The organism is Streptomyces boninensis, assembly GCF_048572725.1.
Classification (GTDB): domain Bacteria; phylum Actinomycetota; class Actinomycetes; order Streptomycetales; family Streptomycetaceae; genus Streptomyces; species Streptomyces boninensis.
The window spans coordinates 49,535-62,521 of record NZ_CP183837.1; the positions used below are offsets into that span (position 1 = coordinate 49,535).

Below are 12,987 nucleotides of genomic sequence, written 5' to 3' on the forward strand. Positions count from 1 at the left end.
AAGGCAGTACAACTCCTCTGCCCCACCCGCGCACTTGATTTCCGGCCCGGTCACCGAGGTTCCGGGTTGGGGTGCGGCAGGTGTTCGCCGCTCGGGCCGAGGGAGGCCTTCTTTACGTCCTCGGGTGGGAGCCAGGAGGGCTTCTTGAAGCGTTCCACGATGAAGGGGATCGCCGAGAAGATGATGGCGCCGCCGGCGACCATCAGGACGTACATCGCTGGGCTGCCGATCGGGAGCTGTGAGGGCGGGACGAAAGCCAGCACGAAGGCGAAGAGGCAGGCGGCGAAGCCGATGCCGGCGAAGGCGCCCATGCCTGCGCGGCCGCCGGGGATTTCGAAGGGGCGCGGCAGGTCGGGCTGGGTGCGGCGGAGGTGGATGGCGGCCGCGTACATGACCATGTAGATGATCAGGTACAGGCTGACCGCCATCGCCGAGATCAGGAAGAAGGCGGTGGAGACGTCCTTCACCACGAAGTAGATGCAGCACAGCAGCGTGACCAGGCAAGCCTGGATGATGAGGATGTTGGACTGCACACCGCGCGCGTTCACCTTCTGCATGAACGGCGGCAGCAGCCCGTCGTGCGCGGTGGCCAGCAGGCCGCGGCTCGGCCCGGTGATCCAGGCGAGGATGCCGGCCAGCGCGCCGTAGGTGATCAGCACACCCAGCACGTACACCGGCCAGGTGGAGCCCATCATCGCGTCGAACAGCCGGTTGAAGGCGTCGAAGACGCCCGTCGTCAGGTCGATGTCCTTGTACGGGAGGATCCCGGCCACGGCCAGCGCGCCGAGGGTGAAGATGGCGAAGGACATCACCGCGGCGATGGCGATCACAATGGGGTACTCGCGGCCCGGGTTCTTCAGCTCGGAGGCGTGCACCGCCTGCGACTCGATGCCCGCGAAGTTCAGCAGGATGCCGGCGAGGAAGGCGATGCCGGACAGGCCGACGATGTGCGGGAACCAGCGCGGTTGCTCATGCCCGTCCGACAGGAAGGACACCGCGTCGTTGTCGGCGTGGTTCCAGCCGAGGTCGTGGCCCGAGGTGGCCCACCAGATGGCGCCGACGATCAGGACCAGGCCGGGGACGACGGTCCCGAGCATGAAGCCCGCCTGGGTGACCTTGGCCGCGAACTGGTTGCTGACCAGCGCGGCGAGGGTGCACAGCCAGAAGGCGATGATGGCGAAGATGCCGACGTAGACGTGGTTGGTGGCCAGTTCCGGCTTGCCGATCGCGAAGGCGGCGCCCACGGCGGCGAAGCTCAGCCCGGTCGGGTAGAAGACCAGCACCTGGATCCAGGACAGGAAGATGGCGCCGAAGCCGATCTTCTTCCCGAAGGCCGCGGTGATCCACGCGTACAGACCGCCCGCCTTCTTGCCGAACGCGCTGCCGAGCTCGGCGGCGACCAGCCCGGCGGGGATGAGGAAGAGCACGACCGAGAAGAGGATGTACGCGAACATCGTCATCTCTTCCTTGGCCATCATCGGCAGGCCGCGCAGGCTGGTGATGATGGAGGCGGCGGTGGTCAGGCCGAGCGTGGACGCCTTCAGATACTTGGGTGCGGTGCCGGGGGTGGCGTCGGGCCGGGGCGGCCGGGTGGCGGTGCTGGACACGATGGGATCCCTTGCTGGGTGCGGCCGTCAGAAGACGGAGTCGCCGGTGGCGCGGACGAAGGTTTCCAGCGCCATCGCGCCGGTCACGGAGTTGCCGTGCGGATCGAGGCCGGGCCCCCAGGCGGCGATCGCGCACTGGCCGGGCATGACGGCGAGAATGCCGCCGCCGACGCCCGACTTGCAGGGCAGGCCGATGCGATACGCGAACTCGCCGGCGGCGTCGTACGTACCGCAGGTGGTCATCAGCGCGATGATGTGCCGCGCGTCCTCCCGCTCCATCAGCCGGCTGCCGTCGGCGCGCTCGCCGTGCCGGGCCACCAGCAGTCCGGCCTTCGCCAGTTGCTCGCAGGTGATGTCCAGGGAGCACTGCCGGAAGTAGTGGTCGAGGGAGTCGTCGACGCGGTTCTTCATGTTCCCGAAGGACGCCATCAGATACGCCAGCGCCCGGTTGCGGTCGCCGGTGCGGGCCTCGGAGGCGGCGGTGACGCTGTCGACGCTCAGCTCCGCGTCCCCGGTCTCGGCCCGCAGCAGCGAGCGGATCGCCTCCAGGGCATCGCCGCTGTCCGACAGCAGCTGGTCGGTGACCACGATCGCGCCCGGGTTGATGTACGGGTTGCGCGGGATGCCCTGCTCCAGCTCCAGCTGGATAAGGGAGTTGAAGGGGGTGCCGGAGGGCTCCCGGTGCACCCGGGTCCAGATGCCGGAGTCCTTCTTGCCGAGCACCAGGGCGAGCGCGAACACCTTCGAGATGGACTCGATGGCAAAGGGGGTGTGTGCGTCGCCCGCGCTGTGGACATCGCCGTCCACCGTGGCCACCGCGAAGCCGAACTGCTTCGGATCGACGGTGGCCAGCTCCGGGATGTAGTCGGCGACCTTGCCGGCCCCGATGTGCGGGGTGACCTCTTTGTGGACCTGGTCCACCACTGCCTGGAAGTCCATGGCGCGCCCTTCAGTGGTGGAAGCCGGGCTGCTCGGGCGTGCCCGTGCCGACGCCCGCGGTGAGCCGTTCCACCGCCGTACGGATGTCGTCGGCCAGCAGCGCGATCTTGTCGCGGCTGATGCCGTGCCGGATCAGCACTCGCTGGATGATGGTGTCGTCGCGGTGCGCGGGCAGCGGGTACGCGGGCACCTGCCAGCCGCGGCGGCGCAGCTGGTCGGTGAGGTCGTAGAGGGTGAAGCCCGCGGTGGCCGGGTCGGTGAGCTTGTACGAGACGGCCGGCAGTGCGCCGCGGCCGTCGTACAGCAGCGTGAACGGGCCCATCTTCGAGATCTCGTCACCGAGCGCCTGGGCGGTGTCGGAGGCCGCCCGATAGATGCGGCGGTATCCCTCGCGGCCGAGGCGCAGCAGGTTGTAGTACTGGGCGACGATCTCGCCGCCCGGGCGGGAGAAGTTGAGGGCGAAGGTGGCCATGTCGCCGCCGAGGTAGTTGACCCGGAAGATCAGGTCCTCGGGCAGCAGGTCGGGGGTGCGCCAGATCGCCCAGCCGACGCCGAGGGGGGCCATGCCGTATTTGTGGCCGGAGGCGTTGATGGACGACACCCGGGGCAGCCGGAAGTCCCACTCCAGGTCGGGCTGGAGGAAGGGGGCGATGAAGCCGCCGCTGGCCGCGTCCACGTGCACGGGGATGTCGAGCCCGGTGTCGGCCTGGATCGCGTCCAGCTCGGCGGCGATCTCCTTCACCGGCTCGTAGTCGCAGGTGAAGGTGACGCCGAGGATGGCGACGACGCCGATGGTGTTCTCATCGACGTACTCGCGCAGCTGGTGCGGGCGCAGCCCGGTGGCGTCCGGCTCCAGCGGCACCTCGCGCAGCTCGACGTCGAAGTAGCGAGCGAACTTCTTCCAGCAGATCTGCACCGGCCCGGTGACGATGTTGGGCTTGTCGGCCGGCTTGCCCGCCGCCTCCCTGGCCTGCCGCCAGCGCCACTTGAGGGCCAGGCCGCCGAGCATCGCGGCCTCGGAGGAGCCGGTGGTGGAGCAGCCCATGGTGGTCTCGTCGGCGGGCGAGTTCCACAGGTCGGCGAGGATGTGCACGCAGCGGGACTCGATCTCCGCGGTCTGCGGGTACTCGTCCTTGTCGATCATGTTCTTGTCGAGGCACTCGTCCATCAGGACGTGCACCTCGGGCTCCGACCAAGTGGTGCAGAAGGTGGCGAGGTTCTGCGCGGCGTTGCCGTCGAGGTCCAGCTCGTCGCGGATGAGCGCCTTGACCGCCCGCGGATCGGAGAGCGTCTCCGGCATCCGGTACTTCGCCAGCTCGCGCTCGCTGACCGGCATCGCGTAGAGGTCGTCGGAGAGCCGCGGGCTCGCCTCGTCGGTCTGGTGGAGGGCCACGGCCTCGTCCTTTCAACGGCAGCTCCCCCCGAGTGATCACGCTGTCCACTACAGCACCGGCGCCACCCGCGTGCATGTCCAGGTGCGCTCCCCCGCCGCGAGCGGTAGAGAAGAGGGCATGGCCGATGTCCCGGAATCCGTGCTCTCGTCCCTCGACGCCCACTGGCGCGCCGCCAATTTTCTGGCCGCCGGGCAGATCTATCTGATGGCCAATCCGCTGCTGACGGAGCCGCTGAAGCCCGAACACGTCAAGCCACGGCTGCTGGGGCACTGGGGCACGTCCCCGGGCCTCAATCTCATCTATACGCACCTCAACCGCGTGATCGCGGACCGCGGCCAGGACACACTCGCCATCTGGGGTCCCGGCCACGGCGGCCCGGCGGTGCTGGCGAACTCGTGGCTGGAGGGCACGTACAGCGAGATCTATCCGGATGTCGGCCGGGACACGGCCGGGATGGGGCGGCTGTTCAAGCAGTTCTCCTTCCCCGGCGGGGTGCCCAGCCATGTCGCGCCGGAGACGCCGGGGTCGATCCACGAGGGCGGCGAGCTGGGCTATTCGCTGTCGCATGCGTACGGGGCCGCGCTGGACAATCCGGATCTGGTCGTCGCCTGCGTGATCGGCGACGGGGAGGCGGAGACGGGGCCGCTGGCGACGTCGTGGCACGCGAACAAGTTCCTCGACCCGGTGCACGACGGCGCGGTGCTGCCGATCCTGCACCTCAACGGCTACAAGATCGCCAATCCGGCGGTGCTCGCCCGTTTGGGTGATGCGGAGCTGGACGAGCTGCTGCGCGGCTACGGATACGACCCGGTCCACGTCAGCGGCGACGAACCGATGGCGGTCCACCGCGAGATGGCCGCCACCCTGGACGCCGCCCTCGACCGCATCCACGCCTTCCAGCGTGCGGCCCGCCAGGGCGGCGCCACCGAACGGCCGCGCTGGCCGGTGATCGTGCTCCGTACGCCCAAGGGCTGGACCGGGCCGGCCGAGGTCGACGGGGTGCCGGTCGAGAACACGTGGCGGGCCCATCAGGTGCCGCTGCCCGAAGTCCGCACCAACCCCGACCATCTGGCGCAGCTGGAGGCGTGGCTGCGCTCGTACCGCCCCGAGGAGCTCTTCGACGCCTCCGGCGGCCCGGTCGAGCAGGTGCTGGAGTTCATCCCGGCGGACAACCTGCGCCTGGGCGCCACCCCGTACGCCAACGGCGGGCTGCTGCTGCGCGAGCTGCCGCTGCCTGCGCTGGAGCGGCACGCGGTGGCCGTGGAGCGGCCGGGCGCGGAGCAGAACGAGCCGACGCGGGTCCTCGGCCGCTACTTGGAGGAGCTGATGGCGGCGACGGCGGACCGCCGCGACTTCCGCCTCGTCGGCCCGGACGAGACCGCCTCCAACCGCCTCGACGCCGTCTACGGCGCCAGCGGCAAGGCCTGGCAGGCGGAGACGCTCGACGTGGACGAGCACCTCGACCCGCACGGCCGGGTGCTGGAGATCCTCTCCGAACACACCTGCCAGGGGTGGCTGGAGGGCTATCTCCTCACCGGCCGGCACGGCCTCTTCTCCTGCTACGAGGCCTTCGTGCACATCGTCGACTCGATGGTCAACCAGCACATCAAATGGCTGCGCACCACCCGCACCCTCGACTGGCGCCGCCCCATCGCTTCCCTCAACTACCTGCTCACCTCGCACGTCTGGCGCCAGGACCACAACGGCTTCTCGCACCAGGACCCCGGCTTCATCGACCACGTCCTCAACAAGGCCCCCGAGGTGGTACGGGTCTACCTGCCGCCGGACGCCAACACCCTCCTCTCCGCCGCCGAGCACAGCCTGGCCAGCCGCGATTACGTCAACGTCATCGTCGCCGGCAAGCAGCCCACCTTCGGCTGGCTCACCCTGGACGAGGCCCGTACGCACTGCGCCCGCGGCGCCGGCGTGTGGACCTGGGCGGGCACAGAGGACGGCAGCCGCGAGCCGGATGTGGTCCTCGCCTGCGCCGGGGACGTACCGACGCTGGAGACGCTCGCGGCCGCGCAGCTGCTGCGGGAGTACCTGCCGGAGCTGGCGGTGCGCGTCGTCAACGTCGTGGATCTCGCGCGGCTGCTGCCGAACGACGAGCATCCGCATGGCATGACCGCGGCCGAGTACGACGCGCTGTTCACCCGCGACAAGCCGGTGATCTTCGCGTACCACGGCTATCCCTGGCTGATCCACCGCCTCGCGTACCGCCGCAATGGCCACCAGCATCTGCACGTCCGCGGCTACAAGGAGATCGGGACCACGACGACGCCGTTCGACATGGTGCTGCGCAACGACCTCGACCGCTATCGCCTGGTGATGGACGTCATCGATCGCGTGCCGGGTCTGGCGGTGCGGTCGGCCGGGGTGCGGCAGGCGATGGAGGATGTCCGTACACGCCACCACTCCTGGATCCGGGAGCACGGCGTCGATATGCCGGAGGTCACCGACTGGCGCTGGCTGAGCTGAGCTTCGGCGGCTCGGGCGGGACGTGGGCCAGGTCCTCGGCGAGGGCGCGTTTGGCGATGGCGTCGGCGGCGGCGCGGACGTCGGGGCTGCGGGGGGCGCCCTTGTCGCGGTCCAGCTCCTCGTTGAGCCAGCCGGTCCAGGACTGGATGATCTTCGTGGCCTCTCGCTCGCCGGCGCCGGTGAGCGCGTAGAAGCTGCCCTCGCGGCTGAGATAGCCGTCGGCCACGGCCCGGTCGAAGACCGGCTCCAGGACCTCGGGCGGCAGGTGGCAGCTGTCCGCGATCAGGCCGAGCCGCGCATGCCCGACCAGGCGCGTGAACTGATTCACGCGCATCACCGCCCAGGCGCCGCCGAAGTCCAGACTGGTGCCCGAGGCGGCGATGATGGCGCGCTTGGTGTCGGTCCCGGTACGGCCGAGGATGTTGCCCACGGCCAGCTCCAGGAGCTTCTGCGGGTCGCCGTCGGTGGGGGCGGCGAAGCCCTCCCCCATGTCGGTGGAGACGGCGCGGGCGGAGTCGCGCAGCTGCACCTGCTTCAGGAACAGCGCCACCAGCAGGCCGATCGCGGCGACCGGCACCGTCCAGAGGAAGACGGTGTGCAGGGCGTCCGCGTATGCCTTGATGAGGGGCGCCGCCTGCTGCGTGGGGAGCGCGTGCAGCGACTTCGGGCTCTGCGCCGCCTTGGCGAGCGTCTCGGGGTCGCCGCCGGCCTGCGCGGCGGCGCCTACCCCTGAACGCAGTTTGGGCGCGAGGGTGTTGGCATAGATCGTGCCGAAGACCGCGGTGCCGAAGGCGCTGCCGAGCGTACGGAAGAAGGTCACGCCGGAGGTGGCGGTGCCGAGGTCGGCGTAGTCGGCGGTGTTCTGCACGACGATGGTGAGCACCTGCATGGAGAGGCCGATGCCGGCGCCGAGCACGAACATGTACAGCGACTGCTCCCACGCGCTGCTGCCGACGGACAGCCGGGACAGCAGGAAGAGACCTGTGCCCATGACGATGGACCCGGCGATGGGGAAGATCCGGTAGCGCCCGGTCTTGCTGACGAAGTTGCCGCTGAACAGCGAAGCGATGAGCAGCCCGATCACCATCGGCAGCGTCCGTACGCCGGAGACGGTCGCCGAGTCCCCGTGCACGTACTGCAGATACACCGGCAGGAAGGTCATCGCGCCGAGCATCGCGAAGCCGACGATGAAGGAGAGGATCGAGCAGACGGTGAACACCGGATTCCGGAACAGCCGCATCGGCAGCATCGGTTCCTTGGCGCGCGTCTCGGCCCAGGCGAAGAGCGCGCAGCCGATGATTCCGGCGGCGAAGAGGCCGAGGATGACGCCGGAGCTCCACGCGTACTCGTTGCCGCCCCAGCTGGTCGCCAGGATGAGCGCGCTGGCGCCGATCGCGATCAGCCCGATGCCCAGATAGTCGATGGACGGGCGCCCGGCGGCGCGTACGGAGGGGATGTTACGGGCCGCGGCGATCACAACCAGGATGGCGATGGGCACGTTGATGTAGAACGCCCACCGCCAGCTGAGGTGGTCGGTGAACAGCCCGCCCAGCAGCGGCCCGATGACGGTGGCAACGCCGAAGACCGCGCCGATCGCGCCCTGGTACTTGCCGCGCTGGCGCAGCGGAATCACGTCCGCGATCAGCGCCATCGCGGTCACCATCAGCCCGCCGCCGCCGATGCCCTGGATGGCGCGGAAGACGATGAGCAGCAGCATGTTCCCGGACAGGCCGCACAGGAACGAGCCGGTGATGAAGATGATCGCCGACAGCTGGAAGACCAGCTTCCGCCCGAAGAGGTCGCCGAACTTCCCCACCAGTGCCGTCGACACCGTCTGCGCCAGCAGATACGACGTGACCACCCACGACATGTGTTCGCCGCCGCCCAGATCCGCGACGATCGTCGGCAGCGCGGTGCCGACGATCGTCTGGTCCAGGGCGGCCAGCAGCACGCCGAGCATGATCGTGCCGAAGACGATATTGCGCTGCCGGACATCGAGGACCGGGGGCGCCGCGGCGGGCGCCTCTGCCGCGGGCGGCGCGGCGCCGCTGGTGGTGGTCATACGGCCCACCCTCGTGCCTGCGTCGCGTGGCCGCTGGGGAGTGTGAGCCGAACGGGTTAGCGGAGGCAGCCGGAGATAGTCTGCCCGCCATGTCACAGGGTTCGCGGGGCCGCCGGGCGGCCGTGGTCGGGATCGATGCGGGCACGTCGGTCGTGAAGGCGGTGGTGCTCGGCCACGACGGCGCGCAACTGGGGATCGGGCGGGTTCCGGTGGCCGTCGCGCACGGGAGCAGTGGCCGGTCGGAGCAGGACATGGATGCGGTGTGGGAGGCGGTTGCGGAGGCCGTACGGGAGGGGCTGGCGCAGGCCGCCGCGGCGGCCGGTGACGTCGGCGTGACCGCGGTTGGGGTGACCGGTCAGGGGGATGGTGCCTGGCTGGTCGACGGCGGTGGGAGGCCGTGCGGGCCCGCGGTGCTGTGGAGCGACGGGCGGGCGGCGGCACGGGGGGCGGCGTGGGAGGAGGACGGGCGGGCGAAGCTGCTGCGGGAGATGACGGGGTCCATGCTCTTTCCCGGGCTGCTGCCGGTGCTGTTGGAGGAGCTGGCGGTGAGCTCGCCGTCGCGGGTGGCTGGCGCCGCGTACCACCTCAATTGCAAGGACTGGATCCGCTTCCGGTTGACGGGGGAGATCGCCACGGATGCGTCGGAGGCGTCACGGACGTACGGCGCGCTGGGTGGCGCCGGGTACTCGCGGACGCTGCTCGAGGGTCTCGGTCATGAGCGGTTTCGGCCGCTGCTGCCGGGGGTGCTCGGGCCTGGGGAGGCGGCTGGGCGGGTTACGGAGGAGGCGGGGCGCGCGACCGGGCTGCCGGCCGGGGTGCCGGTCGCGACGGGGATGCTGGACAGCGCGGCGGCGGGGATCGGGCTGGGGGCGCTGGAGCCCGGCGACGGCTTTGCGGTGATCGGGACGACGGCTTTCGTGGGGCGGGTGCACGCTTCCGCGGGTGCGGGTGCAGGTGCGGACCGTACGAGCAACAGCCTCGCCCTTGGCCTCGGGCGTTCGGTGCTGGAGTGCCTGTCGTCGATGACCGGCGCGCCCAACCTGGACTGGGCACGCGCCACGCTCGGCGTCTCGCTCGACGCGGCCGAGGAGCTGGCTGCGGCGGTGCCGCCGGGTGCGGGTGGGGTGCGCTATCTCCCGTACGGCTCGCCGAGCGGGGAACGGGCCCCGTTCGTGGACCCGGCGGCGTCTGCAGCGTGGCTGGGGCTGGATGTGCGCACGTCGCCGGGGCAGCTGCTGCGTGCGGTGTACGAGGGGCTGGCGTGTGCGATCCGGGAGTGTCTCGACGCGCTGGGGGCGGGGTCGACGCTGCGGCTGGCCGGTGGGGTGGCCGGGTCGGCGCTGCTGTGTCAGGTGATTGCGGATGTCACGGGGCGTACGGTGCTGCCGTCGGCGGCGGCGGAGCCGGGGGCGCGTGGGGTCGCGGCGCTTGGGCTGGCGGCGGCGGGGTGGCGGCTCGGGGATGCGGCGGAGGCGCTTGGCGGGCGGATGGGGGCGGTGGCGCCGGATCCGGGGCGGCGGGAGGGGTATGAGCGGCAGTACGCGGGCTTTGTGTCCGTACGGGATGCGGTGCGGCCGCATTGGCCTGAGCTGCGGGCGGCTCGCTAGCGCGGTGAGCCGGCGCCGCACGGCAGCGCGCGGCACGCGCCCCGCCGCTCTCGTGGACCGGAGCGACGGGGCCTTGGGTGGATGCCCGGTCAGCGGGCCGCCGGCACCCTCCAGCCGGACGCGCTCGGAGCCGAGCCGTCGCCCAGGCTCACGGTGGAGCCGGTCCTGGTGAGGTGCTTGCCGGTGGCCTTGTTGACCACCGTGCCCTTGTGGCGGTCGACGGTCCACTGCTTCGCCGGGTCCGTGACGGCGCCGTCCGCCGCCGTGCCCGCGCAATCCGCGATGCTGACGCGGCCGGTCTTCTCCTGGGCGGTCAGGCAGTAGTCCGAGGGCAGCCGGATGCTGCCGTCGGCCGCCAGCACCCAGGACTGGGCGAAGGAGCCGACCGAACCGTCCGGGCCCTTTCCGCCCGCGCACTTGGCGACGACGACGTTGCCGGGGCCGGGCTCGGCACCCTTGCCGCCGATGCACGAGCCATCGGCGGTGCGGATGCCGTTGCGCACGGAGTTGCCGATGGCCAGGTTCTGTACGGTGCCGGCGCCGCCCGTGAGGGTGTCGGTGCGGGTCATCGGTGCGCAGGGGTTGCCGCTGTTGGTGGTCTTGGTGACCGATCCGGTGACCTTGGTGCCGTCGGCGCGTACGCCCTTCGGCAGCCCGAACCTGGCCGCGGAGAACGGCTGGTCGTGGCAGGTGGCGCGGGGGTCGTTCCACTCGTAGTACTCGGTCCAGTCGATCATGCCGGTGGGCTTGATCGCGGTGGCCGGGGTGCGGATCGAGCCCAGCTTGAAGGACTTGCCCGCGGTGGCGTCGGTGACGGTGGCGGACATCCAGCCGTCACCTTCATGGGCCACCTTGAACTTGAAGGTGTGCCCCTCCTTCCAGTTGAACCGCATCCGGCAGCTGGCGCCCTCGCCCTCGCCGCCGAAGGCCTGGCACCAGCTGCCCTCGCTGCCCGGCTTCCACTCGAAGACATCCCAGACGGAGAAGAGCAGCATCCGCTCCTCGCCGCCGTTGGTCTGCATGCCGATGTACGCGCCGTTGCCCTTGTTGAAGCCGAACTGGTGGCTCCAGAAGACATTCGACCGATGCCCCGGGTCGCTGTTGACGGTCGTCGACCAGGTAACGGACTCCAGCCCCGTCTCCTCGGCCGGAAAGCCGTAGTAGGTGTACGTACCGGGCGTCTGCCCGATGTCCTCGGCCGCCGCTGCGGCCGGCGCTGCGGCCGCCGCGTCGGCAACCTGCGCGCCGGCCGCAGCCCCCGGCACCGCAAACGCCAGCGCCGCCGTCGCCGCAACAGCCGCGACACCGCGCGCCCACCGCCGCCGCGAATGTTTGATCCTCTGCCTCATGCGCTCCCTCTCATGCATGGAGATGCTTGAACTAACGTCTCTACAAGCAGAATTACTCAGTGCGCGAACATCATGTCTACAGTGACATGGCCAGCACAAGAGGTTCGGTCAGGCCACCCAGGCGCGCGTGCTCATGCAGCGGCCAGCGCCGCGATCGACTCCGATACCGCGGCGCACGTCGCTGCTACCTCGTCGTCGCCGTGGGCGGCGGAGACGAACCAGCAGGCCAAGCCGTAGACATTCACGTGGATGCCGCGTAGCAGCAGTTCGTGGCGGAAGCGTTCGTAGCGGGCCAGGTCGGCTTCGAAGAGGTCGCGGTAGTGGTGGGTTTGGGTGGTGCGGCCGAAGATGACCTGGAACATTGCGCCTACGCCTTGGACGACGCATGGCACGCCGTGGTCGTGGGCGGAGCGGCGGATGGCCTCCTGGATCTGGTGGCCTGCCGTGTCGATGCGGGACTGGACGGCGGGGTCGGCGAGTTCGGTCAGCGTCGTCAGGGCGGCCGTGGCGCACAGCGGGGAGCCGTTGTACGTGCCGCCGTGCTTTGTGCGGTTGGCGCCTACCTGTTCCATGATGTCGCGGCGGCCCGCGAAGGCGGCGATGGGGAGGCCGCCGCCCAGGGCCTTCGAGAAGACCGCCAGGTCGGGGGTCACTTCGAACAGCGCCTGGGCGCCGCCCGGGTGGACGCGGAAGCCGGTGCATACCTCGTCGAAGATGAGGAGGATGCCGCGGCGGTCGCACTCCTCGCGGAGGGCGGCGAGGTAGCCGGGGAGCGGCTGCGTGCAGGCGTTGTTGGCGACGATCGGTTCGCAGATCAGCGCCGCGATCCGGCCCTCGTGCGCGTCCAGTACGGCGCGGAGCGTCTCCATGTCGTTCCATGGGCACACCACCACGTCGTTCACCACGCCGTCCGGGATGCCGCGCGACTGCGGCACCGCGTGCGGCGTCTCGTACGGGCCGGTCTCACCCGCCGCGACCTTCGTCGATACGCCCAGCGTGTCCGACCAGCCGTGATAGTGGCCCTCGAACTTCACGATCACCGAACGCCCCGTGAAGCCCCTGGCCGCCCGCACCGCCCCCTGCACCGCCTCCGAGCCGGAGTTGGCGTAGCGGACCAGGTCGGCGCAGGGCACCAGCTCGCAGATCTTCTCGGCGAGCTCGATCTCCGGGACGTTGCAGGTGCCGAACATCGTGCCGGTCTTCAGCACCCCGGTCAGTGCGTCCGCGAGCTGCGGGCTCGCGTGGCCGAGCACCGCGCTGCCGTACGCGAGGAGGTAGTCGATGTACTCGTTGCCGTCGGCGTCGCGCACCCGAGCGCCCGCGCCCGATTCGAAGTACAGCGGGTGCGGTGCGGACCCGGTCGTGGTGATCCGCGACGACGAGCTGGTGCCGCCCGCGAGTGCGCCGTGTGCGCGCTCGAAGAGCGCCTTGCTCTGCGGAAAGTCCATCGGACGACCCTTCTGGCGGTTTGCGGTTACGTGTTGACAGCGGGAGCGCGGCGCGGCGAGACTCCCCGTCCGTAACCTCCCTGTTTGGCAGGAAAAGTGAAAG

General features: G+C 70.3%; 8 protein-coding genes. 2 read left to right on the forward strand and 6 right to left on the reverse strand.

Features of this window, described 5'->3' with window-relative positions; all coding sequences use genetic code 11:
• Positions 1-50 precede the first annotated feature (50 nt).
• From ACNNMR_RS00235 to ACNNMR_RS00245, 3 genes are read right to left on the reverse strand one after another with little or no spacing between them, the layout of a single operon-like run.
• On the reverse strand, positions 51-1,607 hold the full coding sequence (locus ACNNMR_RS00235; protein WP_419992395.1) for an amino acid permease: 1,557 nt from the start codon (positions 1,605-1,607) through the stop codon (positions 51-53).
• A gap of 27 nt (positions 1,608-1,634) precedes the next feature.
• Positions 1,635-2,546, reverse strand: coding sequence for a glutaminase (locus ACNNMR_RS00240; RefSeq protein ID WP_419992396.1), 912 nt, complete (start codon positions 2,544-2,546; stop codon positions 1,635-1,637).
• Positions 2,547-2,556: 10 nt separating this feature from the next.
• Positions 2,557-3,939, reverse strand: coding sequence for a glutamate decarboxylase (locus ACNNMR_RS00245; protein ID WP_419992397.1), 1,383 nt, complete (start codon positions 3,937-3,939; stop codon positions 2,557-2,559).
• Positions 3,940-4,057: 118 nt separating this feature from the next.
• Between ACNNMR_RS00245 and ACNNMR_RS00250 the strand changes: the two genes are divergently transcribed.
• Positions 4,058-6,418: a phosphoketolase gene (locus ACNNMR_RS00250; protein WP_419992398.1), complete on the forward strand. Its 2,361-nt coding sequence runs from the start codon at positions 4,058-4,060 to the stop codon at positions 6,416-6,418.
• Here the strand turns inward: ACNNMR_RS00250 and ACNNMR_RS00255 are convergent.
• Entirely contained in the window at positions 6,393-8,480 is a 2,088-nt protein-coding gene (locus tag ACNNMR_RS00255) for an MDR family MFS transporter (RefSeq protein ID WP_419992399.1), read from the reverse strand. The genes ACNNMR_RS00250 and ACNNMR_RS00255 overlap by 26 nt on opposite strands.
• An 89-nt stretch (positions 8,481-8,569) precedes the next feature.
• Between ACNNMR_RS00255 and ACNNMR_RS00260 the strand changes: the two genes are divergently transcribed.
• Positions 8,570-10,087, forward strand: coding sequence for an FGGY family carbohydrate kinase (locus ACNNMR_RS00260; RefSeq protein WP_419992400.1), 1,518 nt, complete (start codon positions 8,570-8,572; stop codon positions 10,085-10,087).
• An 89-nt stretch (positions 10,088-10,176) separates the two neighbouring features.
• Here ACNNMR_RS00260 and ACNNMR_RS00265 read toward each other — a convergent pair whose 3' ends face one another.
• Entirely contained in the window at positions 10,177-11,436 is a 1,260-nt protein-coding gene (locus ACNNMR_RS00265) for a DUF3472 domain-containing protein (RefSeq protein WP_419992401.1), read from the reverse strand.
• A gap of 131 nt (positions 11,437-11,567) precedes the next feature.
• Complete coding sequence (locus tag ACNNMR_RS00270) at positions 11,568-12,884, reverse strand: aspartate aminotransferase family protein (protein WP_419992402.1); 1,317 nt, start codon at positions 12,882-12,884, stop codon at positions 11,568-11,570.
• Between the last annotated feature and the right edge of the window lie 103 nt (positions 12,885-12,987).